Origin of the sequence: Candidatus Planktophila sp. (assembly GCF_040402315.1) — a bacterium.
GTDB lineage: Bacteria > Actinomycetota > Actinomycetes > Nanopelagicales > Nanopelagicaceae > Planktophila.
This window is the reverse complement of record NZ_JBBAMU010000002.1, coordinates 40,095-62,959: the sequence shown is the minus strand read 5'-3', so window position 1 is coordinate 62,959 and position 22,865 is coordinate 40,095. Positions and strand designations below refer to the sequence as shown.

At 49.4% G+C, this 22,865-nt stretch carries 23 protein-coding genes; 1 reads left to right on the top strand and 22 read right to left on the bottom strand.

The window, feature by feature from the left end:
- Positions 1 to 64 precede the first annotated feature (64 nt).
- From AC9UEP_RS01010 to AC9UEP_RS00925, 18 genes are all read right to left on the bottom strand, one after another.
- Positions 65 to 778 carry a VIT1/CCC1 transporter family protein gene (locus tag AC9UEP_RS01010; protein WP_509543205.1) on the bottom strand — a complete coding sequence of 238 codons (714 nt, stop codon included), beginning with the start codon at positions 776 to 778 and terminating at the stop codon, positions 65 to 67.
- A 9-nt stretch (positions 779 to 787) separates the two neighbouring features.
- On the bottom strand, positions 788 to 1,594 hold the full coding sequence (gene lgt, locus AC9UEP_RS01005; protein ID WP_509543203.1) for a prolipoprotein diacylglyceryl transferase: 807 nt from the start codon (positions 1,592 to 1,594) through the stop codon (positions 788 to 790).
- A 105-nt stretch (positions 1,595 to 1,699) separates the two neighbouring features.
- The gene (trpA, locus tag AC9UEP_RS01000) at positions 1,700 to 2,503 is read right to left on the bottom strand and encodes a tryptophan synthase subunit alpha (RefSeq protein WP_509543201.1); all 804 of its coding nucleotides are present in this window, start codon (positions 2,501 to 2,503) and stop codon (positions 1,700 to 1,702) included.
- Positions 2,504 to 3,712 carry a tryptophan synthase subunit beta gene (trpB, locus tag AC9UEP_RS00995; protein ID WP_509543199.1) on the bottom strand — a complete coding sequence of 403 codons (1,209 nt, stop codon included), beginning with the start codon at positions 3,710 to 3,712 and terminating at the stop codon, positions 2,504 to 2,506.
- 10 nt (positions 3,713 to 3,722) lie between these two features.
- Positions 3,723 to 4,496: an indole-3-glycerol phosphate synthase TrpC gene (gene trpC / locus AC9UEP_RS00990; protein WP_509543197.1), complete on the bottom strand. Its 774-nt coding sequence runs from the start codon at positions 4,494 to 4,496 to the stop codon at positions 3,723 to 3,725.
- Complete coding sequence (locus tag AC9UEP_RS00985) at positions 4,493 to 4,651, bottom strand: hypothetical protein (RefSeq protein ID WP_509543195.1); 159 nt, start codon at positions 4,649 to 4,651, stop codon at positions 4,493 to 4,495. Before AC9UEP_RS00985 ends, trpC begins: the two co-directional genes overlap by 4 nt.
- 2 nt (positions 4,652 to 4,653) lie before the next feature.
- Positions 4,654 to 6,135 carry an anthranilate synthase component I gene (locus AC9UEP_RS00980; RefSeq protein WP_509543191.1) on the bottom strand — a complete coding sequence of 494 codons (1,482 nt, stop codon included), beginning with the start codon at positions 6,133 to 6,135 and terminating at the stop codon, positions 4,654 to 4,656.
- Positions 6,125 to 6,475: a phosphoribosyl-AMP cyclohydrolase gene (gene hisI, locus AC9UEP_RS00975; protein ID WP_509543188.1), complete on the bottom strand. Its 351-nt coding sequence runs from the start codon at positions 6,473 to 6,475 to the stop codon at positions 6,125 to 6,127. Before hisI ends, AC9UEP_RS00980 begins: the two co-directional genes overlap by 11 nt.
- Before the next feature lie 14 nt (positions 6,476 to 6,489).
- Complete coding sequence (gene hisF, locus AC9UEP_RS00970; RefSeq protein ID WP_509543186.1) at positions 6,490 to 7,263, bottom strand: imidazole glycerol phosphate synthase subunit HisF; 774 nt, start codon at positions 7,261 to 7,263, stop codon at positions 6,490 to 6,492.
- Positions 7,260 to 7,985, bottom strand: coding sequence for a bifunctional 1-(5-phosphoribosyl)-5-((5-phosphoribosylamino)methylideneamino)imidazole-4-carboxamide isomerase/phosphoribosylanthranilate isomerase PriA (gene priA, locus AC9UEP_RS00965; RefSeq protein ID WP_509543184.1), 726 nt, complete (start codon positions 7,983 to 7,985; stop codon positions 7,260 to 7,262). Before priA ends, hisF begins: the two co-directional genes overlap by 4 nt.
- Positions 7,982 to 8,575 carry an imidazole glycerol phosphate synthase subunit HisH gene (hisH, locus tag AC9UEP_RS00960; protein ID WP_509543182.1) on the bottom strand — a complete coding sequence of 198 codons (594 nt, stop codon included), beginning with the start codon at positions 8,573 to 8,575 and terminating at the stop codon, positions 7,982 to 7,984. The genes priA and hisH overlap by 4 nt, the downstream gene beginning before the upstream one ends.
- 4 nt (positions 8,576 to 8,579) lie before the next feature.
- On the bottom strand, positions 8,580 to 9,164 hold the full coding sequence (gene hisB, locus AC9UEP_RS00955; protein ID WP_509543180.1) for an imidazoleglycerol-phosphate dehydratase HisB: 585 nt from the start codon (positions 9,162 to 9,164) through the stop codon (positions 8,580 to 8,582).
- Positions 9,161 to 10,255, bottom strand: coding sequence for a histidinol-phosphate transaminase (locus AC9UEP_RS00950; protein ID WP_509543178.1), 1,095 nt, complete (start codon positions 10,253 to 10,255; stop codon positions 9,161 to 9,163). The genes hisB and AC9UEP_RS00950 overlap by 4 nt, the downstream gene beginning before the upstream one ends.
- The gene (gene hisD / locus AC9UEP_RS00945; protein ID WP_509543176.1) at positions 10,255 to 11,562 is read right to left on the bottom strand and encodes a histidinol dehydrogenase; all 1,308 of its coding nucleotides are present in this window, start codon (positions 11,560 to 11,562) and stop codon (positions 10,255 to 10,257) included. Before hisD ends, AC9UEP_RS00950 begins: the two co-directional genes overlap by 1 nt.
- A 52-nt stretch (positions 11,563 to 11,614) precedes the next feature.
- Positions 11,615 to 15,148 carry a DNA polymerase III subunit alpha gene (gene dnaE, locus AC9UEP_RS00940; protein WP_509543174.1) on the bottom strand — a complete coding sequence of 1,178 codons (3,534 nt, stop codon included), beginning with the start codon at positions 15,146 to 15,148 and terminating at the stop codon, positions 11,615 to 11,617.
- A 19-nt stretch (positions 15,149 to 15,167) separates the two neighbouring features.
- On the bottom strand, positions 15,168 to 16,106 hold the full coding sequence (locus tag AC9UEP_RS00935; protein WP_509543172.1) for an RluA family pseudouridine synthase: 939 nt from the start codon (positions 16,104 to 16,106) through the stop codon (positions 15,168 to 15,170).
- Positions 16,107 to 16,112: 6 nt separating this feature from the next.
- Positions 16,113 to 16,577, bottom strand: a complete 465-nt coding sequence (locus AC9UEP_RS00930; protein WP_509543170.1) for a signal peptidase II — start codon at positions 16,575 to 16,577, stop codon at positions 16,113 to 16,115.
- Position 16,578: 1 nt separating this feature from the next.
- Complete coding sequence (locus AC9UEP_RS00925; RefSeq protein WP_509543168.1) at positions 16,579 to 17,361, bottom strand: TraR/DksA family transcriptional regulator; 783 nt, start codon at positions 17,359 to 17,361, stop codon at positions 16,579 to 16,581.
- A 274-nt stretch (positions 17,362 to 17,635) separates the two neighbouring features.
- Between AC9UEP_RS00925 and ileS the strand changes: the two genes are divergently transcribed.
- Entirely contained in the window at positions 17,636 to 20,755 is a 3,120-nt protein-coding gene (gene ileS / locus AC9UEP_RS00920; RefSeq protein ID WP_509543166.1) for an isoleucine--tRNA ligase, read from the top strand.
- A 13-nt stretch (positions 20,756 to 20,768) separates the two neighbouring features.
- Here the strand turns inward: ileS and AC9UEP_RS00915 are convergent, their stop codons facing one another.
- Genes AC9UEP_RS00915 through pgeF form a run of 4 tightly spaced genes read right to left on the bottom strand, consistent with a single transcriptional unit; the run spans position 20,769 to position 22,845 of the window.
- The gene (locus AC9UEP_RS00915) at positions 20,769 to 21,050 is read right to left on the bottom strand and encodes a YggT family protein (protein ID WP_509543164.1); all 282 of its coding nucleotides are present in this window, start codon (positions 21,048 to 21,050) and stop codon (positions 20,769 to 20,771) included.
- 11 nt (positions 21,051 to 21,061) lie between these two features.
- Entirely contained in the window at positions 21,062 to 21,529 is a 468-nt protein-coding gene (locus tag AC9UEP_RS00910; protein WP_509543162.1) for a cell division protein SepF, read from the bottom strand.
- Positions 21,530 to 21,538: 9 nt separating this feature from the next.
- Positions 21,539 to 22,186: a YggS family pyridoxal phosphate-dependent enzyme gene (locus AC9UEP_RS00905; RefSeq protein WP_509543160.1), complete on the bottom strand. Its 648-nt coding sequence runs from the start codon at positions 22,184 to 22,186 to the stop codon at positions 21,539 to 21,541.
- On the bottom strand, positions 22,183 to 22,845 hold the full coding sequence (gene pgeF, locus AC9UEP_RS00900) for a peptidoglycan editing factor PgeF (RefSeq protein WP_509543158.1): 663 nt from the start codon (positions 22,843 to 22,845) through the stop codon (positions 22,183 to 22,185). Before pgeF ends, AC9UEP_RS00905 begins: the two co-directional genes overlap by 4 nt.
- Positions 22,846 to 22,865 lie beyond the last annotated feature (20 nt).

The window sequence follows — 22,865 nt, the reverse complement described above, 5'->3', positions numbered from 1 at the left end:
CTCAGGGACATCATTGGCCCGACTATCTAACAATCCACTAAGCCAAGGGTAGCAAGGGGGTGCTTTAGATGCCACTCAAATTTAAGAGGTGACCAATCCCAGCGGTGATAGCCATACCCAAGACGCCTCCCGCAATAACTCGCAGTGTGGGGGTCAATATCCGTGCCCCGGCTGTGCGCGCGCTCACAACTCCAGTAATTACCAGACCCACGATGGTGAATCCAACAATGCTCGATGCGGCTGCTCCAGTCGTCGGTGCGAATGCTCCGGCAAATGGAATTAGCCCGCCGAGCGTAAAGGCGATTGCCGATGCCACCGCTGCTTGAACTGGACGAGCCTTTGTATGCGGATGCTGCCCTAGCTCATCGCGTAGATGCGCTTCTAATGGATTGCGCTCATGCATTGCATGAGCAACCTGCACCGCAAGTTCACGAGTAAGTCCTCGCTCGATATAGATATGTACAAGTTCTTCAAACTCGCCTTCCGGATCAATTGCTAGATGCTCAGTCTCAAGGAGTCTGTCTGATTCTTCAATATCATTTTGTGATCTAACCGAGACATATTCACCAACAGCCATCGACATCGCTCCAGCTGCAATTCCCGCAGCGCCGGCCGTGATAAGAAAACTTTGCTCACCAGCGCGAGCAGCTGCCACACCAATCATAAGCGAGGCAGTTGAAACTAAACCATCGTTTGCACCAAGGACGGCAGCACGCAACCAACCGGCACGGTGGGCGCGGTGGTGCAGATTACGCTGGAATACATCCTCGAGAGCCATATCCGAATCCTACCTTGAAGCCCGAAAAAACTTGAGACAAGCTGCGCCTGCGCCAAGAAATAACAATCCGGCAACGTATTGATTCAGGCGAAGTCCCGCCAACGACTGCGCCGAATCAATCCGCAATCCTTCGATGAAGAAACGCCCAAAGCAGTAAAGAGTTATATAGAGAAGAAAGATTGATCCTGGGACTAGTCGCTTTCGCAGAGCGAGTAGTACCACAGCAATGAGTAAGCACCAGATTGACTCGTATAGAAATGTCGGGTGAAAGGTTTCAAAGTTTTCATATCCGGCCGGGCGTGATTGACCCGGGATGGAAAGTGCCCACGGAGCATCGAGTGGGCGACCAAATAACTCGGCATTAAACCAATTTCCTAAGCGACCTATCGCTTGCGCGATTGCAATGCCCGGTGCCAGTGCATCTAAAAAATAGGCAAATGCTGGTAAACCGCGTGTGGAAGCTAATCTCCGATAAGAGAGATAAGCAGCGCATGCCCCAAGTGCAATCGCGCCCCAAATACCAAGGCCGCCATTCCATATCTTCAGAGCATCTATCAATCGACCATTCGTGCCAAAGTAATTCTCGGGTGATGTAACCACGTGATAAAGGCGCCCGCCAATGACGCCAGCAGGGATTGCAAATACCGCAACATCTGCAACGACTCCCGCTGCTTGGGGGAAGGAGGTGAGAAACCTGCGATTGCCTAACCAAATGGCGAGTGCAACCCCAGCAATAATGCAGAGAGCATAGAAGTGAATAGTGAGTGGACCGATTTCGAACGCCGAAATAGTTGGCGTTGGAATTGCGCTACGCAAAAATTATCCTCACTCTACAACAGCAGTTTTTGAGAAACCCAGCACCTAGTAGGACTCTACTCAAGGTCAATCTTGAGACTAGGCCACACCACAACCTAAACTCTCTCATCGTCCCTCACGGACTCCTTGTGCTAGTTGCTCTGTCAGTTCGCGCACAGCAATTAAACCACTGGCTTCATCTTTTGCTTCCAGGAGTTTGTTGATAAAGGCTGACCCAACTATTACGCCATCGGCATATGCAGCCACGCCCTTAGCTTGTTCACGCGTTGAAACTCCGAGCCCCACCGCCACCGCCGTGTCCGTACTCTTTCGAATTCGGGCAACTAGATCTGGAGCACCGGATGAAACAGTTGTGCGTGTTCCTGTCACGCCCATGAGTGATGCGGCATAGACGAATCCGCTGCAATGACTGGTAACACTTGCCAACCGTGAATCTTTTGTACTTGGCGCAACAACGTAGATCGAATTAATTTCACTTCGCGCTACAGCGGCTGTCCAAGCTGCTGATTCTTCAATAGTTAAATCGGGGGTTATAACTCCAGAGCCACCATTATCTACAATTGATTGGGCGAATTTATCAGCACCATATTTTTCAATCGGGTTCCAATAGGTCATAACAACTGCCGGCACACCTAAATCTGTGGCGTATTTCAGCGCTTCAAAAACTTCTTTGGCACCGGTGCCTTGCGATAGCGCCTGGTCGGCAGCTGCTTGAATAGTTGGGCCATCCATCACTGGATCGCTATAGGGAAAACCGATTTCAATTGCATCAACGCCACCATCGACGAAGGCTTGAATAACTTTCTTACATCCTTCTTGTGTCGGATAACCTGCCGGAATATAGGCGATCAGAGCTGCGCGATTCTCACTCCGAACTGTGGTGAAAAGGGTTTCTAGCGGTGTGCTCATTTAGAGAGGAATTCCAAAATACTGCGCCGCAGTTTGTACATCTTTATCTCCACGACCAGAGAGATTAATCAGAATAATTGCATCGGGCCCAAGTTCCTTACCCACCTGCATTGCACCAGCCAAGGCATGCGCTGTTTCAATCGCAGGGATGATTCCCTCAGTTCTAGATAAGATCGAAAAAGCTTCCATCGCTTGGTCATCAGTGATAGCTCGGTATTCCGCTCTACCTATGTCATGGAGATAGGCATGCTCTGGGCCGACACCTGGATAATCAAGACCTGCCGAGATGGAGTGAGATTCAATTGTCTGTCCATTGGCATCTTGTAATACATAAGTTCGATTTCCGTGGAGCACGCCAGGTGATCCCCCGGTAATGGTTGCTGCATGGCGACCAGTTTCAACGCCATCTCCTGCTGCCTCGAGTCCAATCAGTCGAACAGATTCATCGGAAATAAAGCGATGGAAAATTCCGATTGCATTAGATCCGCCACCCACGCATGCCATCACAGCATCAGGCAATCTTCCGGTCAGTGCTAGCACTTGTTCGCGAGATTCTTCACCAATAATTTTATGGAAATCACGGACCATCGATGGGAATGGATGCGGTCCTGCAACTGTGCCGAGCATGTAATGCGTTGTCTCAACATTGGTCACCCAATCGCGCATCGCTTCATTAATTGCATCTTTAAGTGTGCGTGAACCCGACGTCACTGGAATAACTTCGGCGCCGAGTAACTTCATGCGCGCCACATTCAGTGATTGACGTCTTGTATCTTCTTCGCCCATATAGACAACACAATCAAGACCCATCAAAGCGGCGGCAGTTGCTGAAGCAACTCCATGTTGGCCAGCACCGGTCTCAGCAATAATGCGCTTCTTGCCCATGCGTTTTGTCAGAAGTGCTTGACCTAAAACGTTATTGATCTTGTGACTTCCGGTGTGATTGAGATCTTCTCGCTTAAGCAGAATTCGCGCTCCACCTGCATGCTCAGCGAATCTTTTCGCCTCTGTAATGATGCTGGGACGACCGGTGTAAGTGCGATGTAGCTCTGCTAATTCAGCGATAAAGGTGGGATCGGTTTGGGCAAAAATTCTTGCCGCATCTAACTCTTCCAGTGCACCGATAAGTGCTTCGGGAACGAATCGACCACCGTAAGGACCAAAATGTCCGGCTATTTCGGCTAGCGCATTCTCGGCAGTCGTCGTCATAAGTCCAAGACTACCGGCGACCCAGCAACTCCTGCATCGCAGAAATCGGATCCCCAGACTTAACCAGCGCTTCGCCGACCAAAATCACAGATGCCCCGGCCCCTTGGGCGCTCTGTACATCACTTCGGCTCGAGATTCCAGACTCGGCCACTCGGATAATCTCATCGGGAATCTGCGGGATGAGATCGGCAAATGCCCGGGTATCGACATCGAGTGTCTTTAAGTTGCGAGAGTTGATGCCAATCATGCGGGGTGAAATCTCCATCGCACTTTCAAGCTCTTGCGCAGTGTGGACTTCAATCAGTGAAGCCATGCCAAGTTCGCAGGAGAGATCATAGAAATCTTTGAGCTGAGAACGAGAAAGAGCAGCAACGATGAGCAGAACAATATCGGCAGCATGTGCCCGTGCTTCTAGGAACTGATACTCATCAACCATAAAGTCTTTACGAAGCACCGGAATTGTTACCCGAGCTCGCACCGCATCCAGATCTTCCAGTGAGCCAGCAAAGCGACGACGCTCGGTGAGAACACTGACCGCAGCTGCACCCGCTTCTTGATATTGCTCGGCTAACGCAGCCGGATCTGTAATAGGTGCAAGTGCACCCTTACTAGGAGAAGATCTCTTTACTTCTGCAATCACATTCATCTCAGATTGTGAAAGGAATGCATATGCATCTAGTGGTTGTGCCGCATTCTCCATCGCTTCATGTATCTGCGATAGCGGCAGTCGACGTGCTGCCAGATCTTCACGGACTCCTTCAATAATGGAATCGAGCACGCTCATTTGTCCTCCTCTGTGGGATCAATTCCCTTATCCAGTGAGCCCCATTGCGTAAGAGTGCGTGGAGCTCGCTCATATCTATTAGAAATTCGAAATTTACGACTAATTATGAGGGCAAGAGTTGCTACACATACGAGTGAAATAAATATTTTGAGCATATTTATCTCTTTAGCTCATTAGCAGCTGAGATAGCGCCCAAGACGGCCGCTGCCTTGTTAAGCGTCTCATCATTTTCGGCAGTGGGATCAGAATCAGCAACGATGCCGGCACCTGCCTGCACATAGGCGATTCCGTTATGCACCAGCGCCGTGCGAATAGCGATACAGGTATCAATATTGCCGGTGAAATCAAAGTATCCGATTGCCCCGCCATAAAGAGCGCGGCGTGTGGGTTCAAGGGATTCAATGATCTCCATCGCTCGCGGCTTTGGCGCTCCGGAAAGTGTTCCGGCCGGAAAGACGGAGAAGAGAGCATCAATCGGTGATTTATCACTTGCGAGTTCGCCCACGACAGTAGAAACAATGTGCATCACATGTGAGTACCGCTCGATATGCATAAAGTCAATGACTTCAACTGATCCAGGTGCACAGATTCGACCTAAATCATTGCGGCCCAAATCTACCAACATCAAATGTTCCGCCCGCTCTTTAGGATCTGCCAGTAACTCTTCGCCTAAGCGCACATCCTCTTCAATTGAGTCAGAGCGTTTGCGAGTTCCAGCGATGGGATGGACCATAACTTGTTGGCCGGTGACCTTCACCAGTGCTTCCGGACTTGAACCAACTACGTCATACCCATCTTCAAATCTGAAGAGATACATATACGGACTGGGGTTATTGAGGCGCAGCATGCGATAGATATCTAAGGCATCTGCTGAAGTTGGCATGGAAAATCTCTGCGAGAGAACTATTTGGAAAGCTTCACCTGCTCGAATTTCCTCCTTCGCAATCTCAACCTTGCTTTTGAAATCCTGCTCGCTCATATTGCGATCAAATAGGGGTTTAGCAAAGGAGGGAAGAGCCGATACATCGCCAGCGATGGGACCAAGTAACTCCTGTTGCATCCGATCTAAGCGAGAGACTGCATCAAGATAAGAATCATCTACTCGTTCACCTGAGCCATCCCAGTTGATTGCATTTGCAATCAAGATGATGGTGCCATCTGAGTGATCCATGACAACCAGATCACTTGTGAGCATGAAGGAGATTTCCGGAAGTTCAATATCTCTCGCAGAACTTGTCGGCAACTTCTCTAATCTTCGCACCGCGTCATAGCCCATATAGCCAACAAGTCCCCCGGTCAGAGTTGGCAGGCCATCAATTTTCGGTGACTTTAAATGTGCAACGCTCTGACGTAGCGCTGTCAGTGGATCGACTCCAGTGGGAACTCCTACTGGGGGTTTTCCAATCCAGAGCGCTTGCCCATCTTTTTCGGTCAACGTGGTCTGACTTTTCACACCGATAAATGAATATCGCGACCAGACTCCTCCGTGTTCAGCCGACTCCAGCAGAAAAGTACCGGGCTTATTTTGAGCTAACTTCTTATAGATATTAAGTGGGGTTTCGCCATCAGCAAGAAGTTTTCGATAAACCGGAATGACATTGTGAGACTGTGCATGATTGCGAAATTCTTCAATCTTCATGTGATGCGGCCAATGCTTGGTGAAAACAAGTGCGGTCTCCTGTATGACAGGCGGCGCCCACTTGGTCAACGGTAATCAGAAGTGCATCGCCGTCACAATCAAGTGCCACCGAATGCACCATCTGGGTATGACCCGATGTTTCACCTTTAACCCAAATCTCATTGCGACTTCGGGAAAAGTAGGTTGCCTTACCGGTTGCAAGAGTCAGCGCAAGTGCGTCGGTATTCATATAGGCAAGCATGAGAACTTCTCGGGTATTAACATCTTGGGCAATCGCAGGAATCAAAGTTGTTGGGTCCTTCAAGAGCGCGAGTATTTCAGGGGAAAGTTCAGCTCTCATGTGCTTATTCTGCCTTACGCGCTCTGGGTATTGCGCACCGAATAATTGTGAGCATTCAGATATTTCTTTACATCCCCGATGCGATGCACCCCAAAGTGAAAGACGCTAGCTGCAAGTAGGGCGTCAGCGCCGGCATCTAGAGCGGCGCTGAAGTCGTCAAGAGAACCTGCCCCTCCGCTTGCAATTAGGGGAACCTTTGCCACGGCTCGAACCGCCTTGATCATTCCGATGTCATATCCGGCGCGAGTTCCATCGGCATCCATTGAGTTGAGCAATATTTCGCCAACTCCTAGTGCACATGCTTTTTCGACCCAGGTAAGTGCATCGATGCCAGCACTCTGGCGGCCGCCGTGAGTTGTTACTTCAAAACCAGATTCGGTTCGTGCCCGGCGGGCATCGATAGAGATCACAAGGACTTGCGAACCAAAACGATCTGCGATTTCAGAGATGAGTTCCGGTCTGGCAATGGCTGCAGTATTGATACTGACTTTATCCGCACCTGCACGTAGTAATCGGTCCACATCTTGCACCGTGCGAATACCGCCACCCACAGTCAGTGGGATAAAAACTTGTTCCGCAGTTCGGCGCACCACATCAAGCGTTGTTTCGCGTCCGGCAACACTTGCCGAGATATCTAAGAAGGTAAGTTCATCAGCGCCCTCTTTGTTATAGAGCGCAGCCATCTCAACCGGATCACCAGCATCAACGAGATCTGTGAAATTAACTCCCTTCATCACTCGGCCATCAGTGACATCAAGGCACGGAATGATTCGCACGGAAAGACTCATAATCGTGTCTGCTCGAGTGCTTGTTCCAGCGTGAAGGCACCGGCGTAAAGCGCCTTTCCAACAATCGCACCTTCCACGCCGAATGAGTTCAGCGCTGAAAGTGCAGCAATATCTGCCAAAGATGAAATCCCGCCAGATGCAACTACTGGCTTTGAAGTAACTGCGCATACCTCTTTTAGTAACCCAATATTCGGTCCTTGCAGAGTTCCATCTTTTGTCACATCAGTGACCACATAGCGCGCACATCCATCACGCTCTAAGCGTTCAATAGTTTCAAAGAGATCTCCACCTTCTTTAGTCCATCCACGTGCGGCAAGCACATGGCCGCGCACATCAAGGCCCACCGCAATCCGGTCACCGTGTTCAGCAATAACACGAGCAGTCCATTCCGGATTTTCTAACGCTGCGGTTCCAAGATTGACGCGAGTACATCCAGTTGCAAGTGCTCGCGCAAGTGATTCATCGTCACGAATTCCACCGGATAGCTCCACCTTGATATCGAGTCTGCCAACAACTTCTGCTAACTGTGCACTGTTCTCACCGATTCCGAAGGCGGCATCGAGATCTACCAGGTGTAACCATTCAGCACCTGCTGCTTGAAATTCAAGAGCGACTTCCAATGGATTTCCGTATGCAGTCTCAGCGCTGAGTTCACCTTGGACAAGTCTGACGGCGCGACCATCTTTGACATCCACTGCTGGAAGTAGTTCTAAATAACTCATAGCGTCTGCGCCCAATTCTTAATCAAATGTAACCCGGCATCGGAAGACTTTTCTGGGTGAAATTGGGTAGCGCTCAGTGCGCCATCTTCAATAGCGGCGATGAAATCTTCACCATGATGGGCAAGGGTAGGCATAGCTCCCACCGATTCTTTTGCTGCATATGAGTGCACGAAATAAAACGATTGATCTTCAACGCCAGCAAAGAGCGTGCTGCCTGCAGCAGGGCGGACGGTATTCCATCCCATATGCGGCAATATCGGCGCGTTAAGTTTCTCAACAGTGGCGCCCCACATTCCAACTCCCGCATGCTCGCCATGTTCAATGCCGCGCGCAAAGAGGATTTGCATACCAACACAAATTCCAAGAGTTGGACGCTTTGCCGCAAAACGTTCGCGCACAATCTGATCTCCGCGCACCTTTAGAAGTCCTTGCATGCATGCGGCAAATGCACCCACACCAGGAACTACTAAGCCTTCGGCATTGAGGGCAGTCTCGTAATCAGAGGTGATGAGAACCTCTTTGCCGGATGTTTCAAAGGCGCGTTGTGCCGACCGAAGATTTCCAGAGCCGTAATCGAGAATTGCAATCACGAAGCTAGAGAGATCCTTTTGTTGAAGGAATCCCTGCAACTCGTGGATCAATGGCAACGGCATCGCGCAGCGCACGTGCCACCGCTTTAAATTGCGCTTCGAAAACGTGGTGGGCGTTGCGCCCTTCAAGAACTCTTACATGCAGTGCAATTCGAGCCTCTGCAACGATGGATTCCCAAATGTGCTTACCCAGAGTTGTATCGAATGTGCCAATTAGTTCAACAATTTCTGGTTGACGGTGCACTAAATATGGTCGGCCTGATAGATCTACAGCAGCCTGAACCAGAACCTCATCGAGTGGAACCATCGCATCACCAAAACGTCGGATGCCAGCTTTATCACCTAGCGCCTCGCGTAGCGCCTGACCAAAAGCAAGAGAGGTATCTTCCACAGTGTGGTGTGAATCAACATCGACATCACCTGTTGTCTTCACGGTGAGATTAAATCCAGAATGTTTTCCGAGCTGTGAGAGCATGTGATCGAAGAAGGGAACGCCGGTATCTACTGAGATCTCACCGGTGCCATCGAGGTTGAGTTCAACAAGAACACTCGATTCTTTCGTAGTGCGTTCAACGCGTGCTGTTCTCATATTTCTACTCCTAGACATGCCGATAGTGAATCGATAAATTTCTTATTCTCGGCCACATTGCCAATGGTGACTCTTAGGTAGCCCAATAATCCCACATCTCTAATGAGAACTCCTCGATCAAGCAGTGCCTGCCAGAGTTCAGGCGATGACTGCTCAAAACCTGTGAAGAGTAGGAAGTTGGCGCTGCTTGGAAGAACGGTGAGGCCTAATTCTTCTAACTCCTGCGCCATCTGATTTCGCGCGCTGCGAAGCTGATCCACTGTCGCCAAGAGCTCTGTGCTGAAATCGAGAGCAACCTCGGCGGCGGCTTGGGTGAGAGCGCTTAGGTGATAGGGCAAGCGCACTAAAAACATGGCATCGATCACCGATGGGTGGGCCACTAGATATCCCACGCGCGCTCCGGCAAATGAGAAAGCCTTGCTCATTGTGCGAATGATCACTACGTGTGGATATTTCTCAATCAGAGTTATGGCAGATGCCTCATCAGAGAACTCTGCATACGCTTCATCAACAACAAGCAGCCCAGGGGTGTTGATAGCTAACTTCTCAATTTCATCGAGGGTGACTGCAGAACCGGTTGGATTATTGGGAGTTGTAATAAAAGTCAATGATGGTTTTGAGCTTTGAATCTGGGAAACTGCGCTATCAATATCAAGTGAGTAATCCTCTCTACGAGAACCATTGGTCCACGCAACCTGACACACGCCGGCAATAAGGGGGTGCATGGAATAGGAAGGAGTAAAGCCAATCGCTGATCCCCCACCGAAGGCTAGAAAGAGTGACTGAATAATTTCGTTGCTGCCATTAGCAGCCCATATATTTTTAGATGTGAAAGAGGTTGCAGAAAGATCATTCACAAACTCTGCCAGCTTGGTGCGCAGAGATATTGCGTCACGATCGGGATAGCGATTTAAGGAACTTGCAACAGTTAATACCCGTGTGGCAATTGCCTGCGCTAGCTCTGGTGAAGGCGGGTATGGATTTTCATTGGTATTCAAAACAGCATCGGCGGGTAACTGCGGTGCACCGTAAGCTGAAAGCTCGCGCAAATTACCGCGCAAGGGCAACCACGATGGCCAATCTTGGCTCATCATAGATTTTCCAATCGAGCAGTCATCGCTTCACCGTGTGCTGGAAGATCTTCAGCTTCGGCAAGAGTAATGACCGTACTTGCAATATCTGTAAATGCTTTCTGGTCATACTCGATGAAATGTAGCCCTCGTAGGAAAGTTTGCACTGAAAGTCCACTGCTGTGACAGGCACATCCCCCAGTGGGTAAAACGTGGTTAGACCCTGCTGAATAATCTCCCAGTGAAACTGGTGAGAAGCGACCAATAAATACCGCGCCTGCATTGCGAATCTGCAACGCATCGGCACTCGCATTTTTTGTCTGAATCTCTAAGTGTTCGGCCGCATAGGCGTTGACAACATCCAGACCCTGTTCGATTGAATCAACAAGTGCTATCGCCGACTGAATTCCTGAGAGTGCAGTTCGTATCCGCTCTGCGTGTTTCGTCTTTGCCACTCGCACCTTTAGCTCGGCAACTACATCTGCCGCAAGTGATTCCGATGTGGTCACTAATACTGCAGCGGCAATCACATCGTGCTCAGCTTGGCTGATCAGATCTGCCGCAACCTCTGCTGCGATCGCACTTTCATCAGCCAAGATTGCAATCTCAGTAGGACCAGCCTCTGAATCAATTCCGATGATTCCACGAAGTGCCCGCTTGGCAGCGGCCACATAAATATTTCCTGGTCCAGTGACCAAATCACATTTTGCGCAGAGATCTTTCATGCCATATCCGAAGAGTGCAATTGCTTGCGCTCCTCCCACTGCATAAACTTCCTTGATTCCAAGGAGCGCGCACGTTGCAAGAATTGTTGGGTGTGGCAGGCCACCGAATTCCTTCTGTGGCGGTGAAGCAACAGCGATACTAGAAACCTTCGCAATCTGTGCCGGAATCACGTTCATCATCACACTACTTGGATAGACCGCGCGTCCGCCTGGGACATAGAGCCCCACGCGATCAACGGGTATCCATTTTTCAGTGACGACGCCACCATCGACCACAGTGGTCTTGGAATCTGTGCGAATCTGATCGTTGTGTACTGTGCGAATGCGCGCCGCAGAAACTTCTAGAGCAGTGCGAATTGCCGGATCTAATTGGGCAAGTGCGTCATTCAGTGCTGATTGTGGAACTCTGATTGCTGCTGGCGTTACACCATCGAATTCTTGCGCAAGTGCAATCAGGTCTGCTTCGCTACCTTCGCGAACGCGCTTTAAAATAGGTTCGATTGCGACCATCGCTTGTGCAACATCTAGCGTGGCCCGTGGAAGCAGGCCTTGATAGCCAGCCTTATCAAGGCTCTTTCCACGCAAATCAAGGGTGCGAATCACGCCATCATTCTACTTTGTTAGCGCTGCATCACGTGACGTGATTACCGATGCCTTAAATCCGGACCAGGCACTCCGGCCCCAAAATTGCTTTGAGGTCGGCGCTCAAACTTGGCGATGATGTTACTAGCGCGTCAATTTTCAGAGTGGTGGTCTTCTGCTGATCGACCACGTGCAGATGGACTTCACGTATTCCAGGATGAGAACGCAGAATCTCTTTAATTCGCTCAACAATCGGAGGTGTCACTTGCGTTGCTGGCAAGGTGATAAGTAAAGGCCCTGTTGGTGCTCCGGAAATATCTGGCATCTTCATTTCCAGGGCGGTAAATCTGACTTGTTCATCAGTGCGGGAGAAGCGTCCCTTGACAACCACTACACGATCTTCGGTGAGTGAGAGCGCATATTGATTATATGTATTTGAGAAGAAGAGAACTTCAATTGCTCCTTCTAAATCCTCAACGTTTACCACTGCCCATGATGCACCTTGGCGAGAAACTTTTCGCTGGATGCCAGTTATTAGCCCACCGATAGTGACGACGCCATCAGGCAGACTTTCACCCAGTAGTTCGCTAATCGTCATATCCGTGTGTGAACGAAGCACGTGCTCCACCCCAAGCAGCGGGTGGTCAGATACATAGAGACCGAGCATTTCTCGTTCAAAGGTAAGCAGCGTGGACTTATCCCACTCCATTGCTGGAATCTCAATATCCATACTCGCCACTTGTGAAATTGAATCACCTCCGAATAAATCGAACTGACCAATTGCCTCCGCCCGTTTTGTTTCAATGACGGAGTCGATAGCTTCAAGATGGATAGCCATCAGACCCTTACGCGAATGACCTAAGGAGTCAAATGCTCCGGCTTTGACCAAAGATTCAATTGTCTTTTTATTACACACATTGGCATCGACCTTTGCCAGGAAGTCTCCGAAGGAAGTGAATGCTCCCTTAGTAGCGCGGGCAGTTTTAATGGAGGCAACTACGCCTTCGCCAACGTTGCGGATCGCAGCCAAGCCAAATCGGATATCCACACCACGTGGTGTGTACTCAGCATCTGATTCATTGACATCTGGTGGCAAGACTTTAATACCCATGCGCCGGCATTCCGAAAGATAGAGCGCTGACTTATCTTTATCATCGCGCACACTTGTCAGTAGCGCCGCCATATATTCAGTCGGGTAATTTGCCTTTAAGTAGGCCGTCCAGAACGAGACCACACCATAGCCGGCACTATGGGCTCGGTTAAATGCGTAGTCAGAGAAGGGAATCAAAACTTCCCATAGCCGTTCGATTGCAGCTTCGGAGAAACCGTTTGATTTCATTCCCGCTTCAAATGGAATGTACTCCTTATCTAGAATCTCCTTATTCTTCTTACCCATCGCCTTACGCAATAGATCTGCGCGACCCAGCGTAAAGCCGGCAACCTTTTGTGCAATCGCCATTACCTGCTCTTGATACACAATCAGACCATAGGTATCACCAAGAATTTCCTGTAGCGGAAGATTTAACTCAGGGTGAATCGGCTCAACCGGCTTTCGCGAATTCTTCCGATCGGCATAGTTATTATGCGCATTCTCACCCATAGGTCCTGGGCGATAGAGTGCAATCACAGCTGAAATGTCAGCAAAGGAATCGGGGGCCATGCTGCGAAGGAGTGCTCGCATCGGGCCACCGTCGAGTTGGAACACACCGAGTGTGTCACCTCGTGAGAGAAGTTCGAAGGTCTTCTGATCATGAAGAGGTAGATCTTCAAGAACTACATCAATATTTTGGTTCGCTTTAATATTAAGCAGCGCATCGTCTAATACAGAGAGATTGCGAAGTCCCAAGAAATCCATTTTGAGTAGCCCAGTAGATTCGCAGGCTCCCATATCGAATTGGGTAATGATCGCACCATCTGCTTCCCGGCGGTGAATTGGTATTACATCTAATAGCGGCTCGCGCGAAAGAATGACACCAGCTGCGTGCACGCCCCATTGACGCTTAAGGCCTTCTAAACCTTTGGCAAGATCCACCACTCGCTTGGAGTCTGGGTCAGTTTCATAGAGTTGTCTAAACTCCCCCGCTTCTCCATATCTAGCATCTTTACTATCGAATACTCCAAAGAGAGTGATGTCTTTCCCCATCACCGATGGTGGAAGTGCCTTGGTGAGTTTTTCTCCAACGGCATATGGGTATCCGAGAACTCGCGTTGAATCCTTCAGCGATTGCTTTGATTTAATAGTTCCGTAGGTGATGATCTGAGCAACCCGGTCTTCGCCATACTTTTCCGTTGCATAACGAATCATTTCTGAGCGACGACGTTCATCGAAGTCAAGATCGATATCGGGCATTGAGATTCGCTCTGGATTCAGAAAGCGCTCAAATAGAAGTCCGTGCTCAATCGGATCAAGGCCGGTAATTCCTAGTGCATAAGCCACAAGTGAACCTGCGGCCGAGCCACGTCCTGGGCCAACTCTAATTCCAACTTTTTTGGCATGTGCCACAAGGTCTGCAACGACGAGGAAGTATCCGGGGAAACCCATCTTGATCATGACATCAAGTTCGTAATGTAATCGCGTGATGTGCTCTGGTGATGCCTTATCTTTCATGCGTTCATGCAATCCCCGCTCTGCTTCTTTACGCAGCCAAGAATCTTCCGTCTCTGCTTCTGGCACAGTAAAGGCAGGCAAGAGGTTCTCATCTTCACGCAGTTTTACATTACAACGCTCGGCGATGAGCAAGGTGTTATCGCATGACTCTGGAATCTCTTTAAAGAGCTCGCGCATCTGCGCCGGAGTCTTGAGATAGAACTCATCGTTTTCAAATTTAAATCGCTTGGGATCAGCCAGGGTAGAGCCAGATTGCACACAGAGCAGAGCTTCGTGGGCTGCGGCATCTTCATGAAATGTGTAATGAAGGTCATTCGTTGCAAGCAGTGGCAATTTAAGTTCTTTGCCCAGTTTAAGTAAGTCTGCTTTCACGCGAGTTTCAACATCAATGTGGTGGTCCATCACTTCTAGAAAGAAGTTATTGGCACCGAAAATATCTCGATAATCACTGGCAGCACGCAGCGCCTCTTTGTAATTTCCCATACGCAGACGTGTTTGGATTTCACCACCCGGGCAGCCCGTTGTTGCTATGAGTCCATCGGCATATCTAGAGATCAGCTCGCGATCCATACGGGGCTTGTAGTAATAACCTTCTAGTGAGGCAAGAGAAGAGAGCTTAAAAAGATTTGCGAGCCCCTGATTGTTCTCAGCCAGAATTGTCATATGGGTATATGCCCCGCCACCGGAGACATCATCTTCGCCACCATCGGCCCACTGAACGCGCTTCTTATCAAATCGTGATTCAGGTGCAACGTAGGCTTCAATTCCAATAATGGGCTTGACGCCTGCTTTAGTGGCTTGCTTATAGAAATCAAAGGCACCAAATACATTGCCATGATCTGTCATTGCAATCGCCGGCATTTCTTGGCGAGCTACCTCATTAACGAGATCACCAACGCGCGCGGCACCATCGAGCATCGAGTACTCGGTATGCACATGTAGATGTACAAACGAGTCTTTCGTCGATGCCCGTGAAGCTGAAAAATCTTCAGATGACATGGTGGCGCAACATTAGCGCCTAAGGCAGAACTGCCTCGGATAGCAACGCCAAAGAGGCCTGTAGGTCGGGTGGGTACGGCGCAACCAACTCAAGTGGCACACCTGTAATCGGGTGGTTAAAGCGCAGCTCTAAAGCGTGAAGCCAAGGTCGAGATATCTTCATTTTTTTACCCAACACTGGATCTGCGCCATAAGTAGTGTCACCGACAAGTGGATGGTTTAGCGCCGAGAAGTGAACTCGAATTTGATGTGTGCGTCCAGTCTCTAACTCCACCTTTACTAAGGAGACAGAGCGGTAATACTCAATAACTTCATAGTGTGTGATGCTCTCTTTACCGGTTGCAACAACGGCAAAGCGATGATCTTCCTTTGGGTGTCTATCAATTGGGGCATCGATAGTTCCGGAAGAGGGATCCATATGTCCCTGAACAAGTGCGTGATAAGTTTTTTCGACATCATGATCGCGAAACATCTCTTTTAACTTTAAATAGGCAGCATCTGTCTTTGCAATAATCATGAGTCCAGATGTGCCGGCATCAAGACGGTGAACTACACCGGCACGCTCTGCCGGCCCTGATGTTGAGATTGTGTAACCGGCAGCCATAAGTGCGCCAACAACTGTTGGACCCATCCAACCTGGGCTCGGATGGGCCGCACATCCCACAGGTTTATCGATAACAACAATGTCATCGTCGTTATAAACGACAGTTAGGCCTTCAAGTGGGGTCAGCGGAATAGGGTCTTGATTTAGCGGTGCCGGCAGAAGAACTTCAATTACTTGTCCAGCGGTAACTCGATCAGATTTTTGCATAGCGCGTCCACCTGAATTGATATCACCATCTTCTAATAGCTTCACTACTGATGTGCGAGAGAGGCCGAGAACTCGGGTCAGGGCGCTATCAATTCGCTCGCCCTCAACGCCTTCCGGCACACTCAGCGTTCTTAACTCTCTACTCATATGTGACTACCTTACCGGTGTAATCGGTGGCACATTTTTGACGCTCAAAACGAATGCGATACCGGCAGCAATCACGATTGCGCAGTCCGCGAAATTAAATACTGGCCAATTCGGCAGTTGTATCCAATCAATGACATGTCCGCGGAAGAAAGCTGGCTCACGAAAGGCACGATCTGCGAGATTTCCCATTACTCCCCCAAGTAGCAGTCCTGCGGTGAGCTGCCACCCGTGAGATGAGATAGCGCGAGCAAAGTAGATGATAGTTAATATAACAGCGAGTGATAACAGGGAGAACAGAAGAGTTAAGCCAGTTGCAAAGCCAAAGGCTGCTCCCGAATTCTTCACCAGTGTAAGTTGAAGCCATGAACCTAGAATTTGCTTTGGTTCAACTCCTAGCACCGAAATCGCCCATTGCTTTGTTGCAAAGTCAAAGAGCCAAATAGTCCACGCTGTGAGAAAAATTCGGCGCACCTTAGCGCCGCTCTTCCTTCTGCTTGCAGATCATGCACAAAGTTGCGCGAGGGAAAACTTGTAGCCGAGGTTTACCAATAGCGGCGCCACAATCTTCGCAGAGTCCATAGGTCTTATTATCAATTCGTTCTAGCGCACGTTCGGTCTGTAAAACCATGTCGCGTGCATTGCTGACTAGTGACATCTCGTGTTCACGCTCGAAAGTCTTTGTTCCTGAATCGGCTTGGTCATCTCCAGCACCTTCACCAGAATCTGAAATCAATTCATTCATTTCAGCTTCAACTCTTGTGAGTTCTTTACGATAGCGCTCTAGATCTTTTGAAATCTCCGCCTTCACGATCTTAAGCTCTGCCGCACTCCAAGGCGCTTCACCTGCAGCTGCAAGCACTGGAGTAGGTGCGGCCTTGATTGGCTTCAGAGGTGCAACTTTCTTTCCACTTTTTTCTGGACGTGGCGGTGGTGGCATCACTAAGCGACGTTCTTCAACAACGGGCGCTGTAGTAGGTGCCATCACTGTTGCAACTGAGACAGTCTGTGATTTTTCATCTACCGTCAGGGTTGTCTTACCAATTTTCGATGGGAATGGGCGACCAGGTGCCTTATGTGCCGGGGCCTGCTTTGTCGCCACTTTCTTCGCTACAACTTTTTTAGCGGGCGCTTTCTTGGCAGCAGCCTTCTTGGCCGGTGCTTTCTTAGTTGCCTTTTTCGCAGGAGCCTTTTTCGCAGGAGCCTTCTTGGCGACAGCCTTCTTGGTTGCCTTCTTTCCTACTTTTTTTCCTGGCACGCCGCGCACCCTATGCTTTTTTCTCTTCGTAACCAACTTTGCCACGCATGGTTTAGACTTATGCTCGTATTACCTTGCAGGAAAAGTGCGTTGAAGAGGCGATCACCTCGGGAGCACGCTGGAAGATTCGCCCCAAAAGGGTGAGGTAGAACCAGTCGATGTGAGCTAACAAAGAGGTACTCACCGCATCAAGCGGTCAGTACAAGGCGGGTGGTACCGCGAACTGCCTGCAGTTCGTCCCTCCAAGAGTTCTTTACTTCTTGGGGGATTTTTTATGTCATCACCATTTCGCGCTATCGGCGCCCAGATTGATCTGCCAACAATGGAGCACTCAATCCTGAAATTCTGGCGCGATAACGAAATCTTCGAGAAGAGCACCCAATCTCGCGAGGGAAAAGCGCCATGGACTTTTTATGAAGGTCCACCGACGGCAAACGGAATGCCCGGAACACATCACATTGAAGCTCGAGTATTTAAAGATGTATTTCCTCGTTATCAAACAATGAAGGGAAAGTACGTCACCCGAAAAGCAGGCTGGGATTGTCATGGCCTGCCGGTAGAAATTGCAGTGGAGAAGGAACTTGGCTTCGCAGGCAAAGGCGACATCGAGAAGTACGGGATTGCACCGTTTAACGATAAGTGTCGTGAATCAGTAACCCGACATGTGGATGCATTTACGCAGATGACCGAGCGAATGGGTTTCTGGGTTGATTTCGATGAAGCATATTGGACGATGGCACCTGAATATGTTGAATCTGTGTGGTGGAGCCTGAAAGAGATTTGGAAGAAGGGCCTCCTTGTTCAAGACCATCGAGTCGCACCTTACTGCCCACGTTGTGGAACTGGGCTTTCTGATCACGAGCTCTCGCAAGGATACGAGACTGTTGTTGATCCATCTGTCTATGTGCGCTTTCCCATCACATCGGGCGAACTTGCTGATCTAAAAGCATCACTACTTGTCTGGACAACTACGCCCTGGACCTTGGTATCAAATACGGCGATTGCCGTGCACCCAGATGTTGATTACGTTGTAGTCAAAGCAACCGTTGATGATGTCAGTGAAGTATTGGTAGTTGCCGAGCCACTGCTCTCTGTCGTTGCAGGTGAACACGATATTCTCAAGACAATCAAGGGCGCCCAGCTAGAGCGCACCTCCTATACCCGTCCATTTACCTATGTTGATATTCCAGATTCTCACTTTGTTGTTCTAGCTACCTATGTCACAACTGAAGATGGCACTGGTCTGGTGCATCAATCCCCCGCATTTGGTGCCGATGACTTATTGGTTTGTCGTTCCTACGGACTACCGGTAGTAAATCCCATTGCACCAGATGGAACTTTCTTACCTGAGGTTGCAGTAGTTGGAGGGATGTTCTTTAAGGATGCCGATAAGCCACTAGTAAAGGAACTCAAAGCAAGTGGGGCGCTTTATAAGCACCAACCATATGAACATGAGTACCCACATTGCTGGCGCTGCCACACAGCGCTGATTTATTACGCCCAGCCTTCTTGGTATATCCGCACGACTTCCATTAAAGATGAGTTAATTCGCGAAAATGCCAAGACTGATTGGCATCCAGAGACTATTAAGACGGGACGCTATGGCGATTGGCTTAATAACAATATCGACTGGGCTCTTTCACGTAACCGCTATTGGGGAACTCCGCTGCCGATCTGGCGTTGTGAAAATAAGCATGAAGTCTGCGTTGATTCGCTAAAGGAGTTAGGTGAGCTTGCCGGCCAAGAGTTGAGCAACTTAGATCCACATCGCCCCTTTGTAGATGACATTTCATTTGCCTGCAGTGAATGCACATTGGTCATGAACCGGGTTCCCGAGGTCATCGATTGTTGGTATGACTCCGGTGCGATGCCTTTTGCACAGTGGGGATATCCACATCAGCCCGGCTCGGTCGAGAAATTCAAGGCTGCCTACCCAGCAGATTTTATCTGTGAAGCTATTGACCAAACTCGTGGCTGGTTCTACACCCTGATGACAATTGGAACACTGGTCTTTGATCAAAGTTCATATAAGAGCGTTCTCTGTCTTGGCCATATTCTTGATAAAGATGGTCGCAAGATGAGTAAGCATGTTGGCAATGTGCTGGAGCCAATTTCGCTCATGGACCAACATGGCGCAGATGCGGTCCGTTGGTACATGTTGGGAGCTGGTTCACCGTGGTCTGCCCGCCGCGTGGGACACGATGCAATCTCTGATGTTGTCAGAAAGACCCTACTTACCTACTGGAACACAATCTCATTCCACGCTCTCTATGCCGAGGCATCTGATTTCGAACTTTCCCAGAGCCCGGTCTTAAAAGATCGATCGCTAATGGATCGTTGGATTATCAGTGAACTAAACGCTTTGGTAGCTGAGGTTGACTCAGCGTATAACGACTTTGATTCACAGGCAGCCGGCAAAGTCTTAGCCCGTTTTATCGATGATCTATCCAATTGGTATGTGCGCAGATCACGTCGACGTTTCTGGGATGGTGATGTGGCAGCGCTTGCGACTCTGCATGAATGCTTGGTGACCTTAACCCAACTCTTAGCACCGATGATCCCCTTCATTACTGAACATGCCTGGCAAGAGCTCGTGCGAGTTGCTGATACTGGGGCATCTGATTCTGTCCATCTAACAAATTTCCCAACATCCGATGCAAAACTTATCGACCTGTCACTCAATGCTCATGTGGCAATGACCCGTCGCGTTGTGGAACTGGGCCGCTCAGCTCGCGCCGAATCTGGAATCAAGATTCGCCAGCCCCTCCAACGCGCTTTGATCTCAGCCCAAGGCTGGGCCCAGCTACCGGCAGATATGAAAGAGCAAATCTCTGATGAACTAAATGTCATCGACCTGGAAGATATCGCCGATGCTGATGGGGATCTGGTAGATATTTCGGTGAAGGCAAACTTCAAATCATTGGGTGCTAAATATGGAAAAGCAGTTCAGGATGTCGCCAAACTTATTGGCACAACTGATGCCACCGCACTAGTGAAGAAATTAAGAAGTGCAGGATCAGCAGAGGTTGGCCAGTTCACGCTCGGTTTAGATGACTTGGTAATTACCGAAGTCCCAAAAAGCGGTTGGATGGTGGCTAGCCACGATGGGGAGAGCGTTGCGCTAGACCTTGCTCTTAGCCCCGAACTCATTTCTGCCGGGCACGTGCGCGAAGTGATTCGCCTCATTCAAGAACGCAGAAAGAGTGACGGATTTGAAATCTCTGATCGTATTCACGTCAGGTGGAACGCACCTGCACAATTAGTTGCGACAATTAATTCCAATATCGCACACATCTCAGATGAAGTTCTCGCGCTCTCTATGACTGAAGATTCAGGTATTTCAACTATTGAGAGTGAACTCGGTGTGAATGTGGAGCTGAGTAAAGCTAAATAGTCGTAGCGAAAATTTACAGAACTATCAGAATTACTCGCTGCAGCAGACTCAAAGCAATTAAAATCACGATGAAAGAAAGATCAAGTGCTACTCCACCAACGCGCAGTGGAGGTACGAAGCGCTGGACAAACTTCATGGGTGGATCTGTGATCGAATAAATTACTTCAAATATGGATGAGATGAAGGGCGAGGGGCGCCAGTCACGCTTAAACATTCTTACGTAATCAATAATGATTCGGGCAAAGAGCGCAAATTTAAATAGACCGATTACTTGCAGTAGTAATGAGGTAATCATGAAGAACTACCTCAGCTCTGGTTGAAGAAGCTTGCTTGCGCAGCTGTCTTATCTTCGTTACTCACATTTACATTTGCAGGTGAGAGCAAGAAAACTTTTAGGCTAATACGCTCGATTCGACCATTCAGGCCAAATACAAGACCACTGGAAAAATCAACAAGGCGCTTACGTTCACTCTCTTCCATGTCATCTAAGTTGATGATGACTGGGTTACCTTCACGGTAGTACTCGCCCACTTTGCGGGCCTCTGAATAAGAACGTGGTTGCAGAGTAACAATGTTGTAATGAGCAGCTGACTCTTCCAGCATTGCAGGCTGACTTGCTGTATTGGAAGCGCTATGAGAACCAAGAACTGTGACGCCAGTGCGTTCGCGTTGTGCACGTGGGGCGGCAGGACGTGAAGGAGCTTCTGCGATTGCGGTCTCTTGGTCGGTATCGACGAGGCCGAGGAAGCCCATCATTTTATTGAGTGCTGACATGTGATTAGGTTACCCGTGGGGAGGGCGCATCCCGAGGATTTGGCTACCCACTCGAATATGTGTCGCACCACAATCGATGGCTACTTCAAAGTCGCCTGACATTCCCGCAGATAGAGATTTCGCGGCAGGAAATTCACCTTGAAAATCGCGATGGATTTTAGCGACTTCGGTGAAGCCGATCCGCGCTTCGATACCAAGTGGCAGTACACACATCACACCGACCAGATTCAAATTCGGCAAAATTTGCAGATGTGCACCAAGAGCGGCAAGCTCTGAATCCCTTACTCCCCCGCGTGTAGGGTCGCCATCGAGTGAGAGCTGCAAAAAAATATCGATCTCTTTCTCTGTCACAGAATTTAGCTTTGTGGCGTGAGCTGCATCATCGAGTGAATGAATGACATCTGCCCACCGCGCTATATCGCGTAGTTTGCGACTTTGGATTTCTCCTTGGAAATGCCACCGGCCCTCTACTTGTGCGGCTTTTTCCAGCCCTTCTTCGTTTCGATTCTCACCAAAATTTCTAATGCCTAGCTCATGCAAAATCTGGACATCACTTACCGGATAAGTCTTTGTTACAGCGATAAGAGTGATGTCGGGAACGGTAATTTTCCCCTGAACAGCCAATAGATTCTGAGCAATCTCATCGCGGCGGTTCATAGCCAGACCAACCCAGCCTGGCGCCCAGTGACTCCATCGCGCCGATATGAGAAGAGCTCACTATTTTCTACCGTGCAACCACCCACAATTTCAACTTCGATGTTCTGGCCCTCTAGTACCTTGACAAGTGCCGATGGTAAATCAAGGGCGAGGTTACCTCGCACACTTTTGGATGCGGCCGCAGGGTGGAGTGCGGTCACCTCGGTAAAGATTTCTGCTGAGACTTCATAACACACACCGCAGATTGCAGGTCCTGCTACTGCTCGGATATCGCTAGCTCCCATATCTCGCATTACTTCTAGTGCGCGTAAGGTCACTCCGTTCACGAGTCCCTTTCTTCCAACATGTACTGCCGCAACTGATTGCGAAGCGATGAGTAAGAGCGGAATACAATCTGCTACTTGCACCGCCAATGCTATTCCCAGAATTCCAGTAACAAGGGCATCGGCTGTGGGATCCACATCGCTGAGATCTTCAACGACCGCTACTCGATCGCCATGCACTTGTGTCATAAAAGCTACCGGGCCAAACTCTTCGAAAAGCTGTGCCCGATTTTGCGCTACCTGCTCTGGGTTATCCCCCACATGAAAACCCAGATTTGCAGATGCAAAAGCACCGGTGCTTGCGCCTCCGGTGCGATTGGTAAAGCGGTAATTCATAGTGCCGATTTCATGGCGAT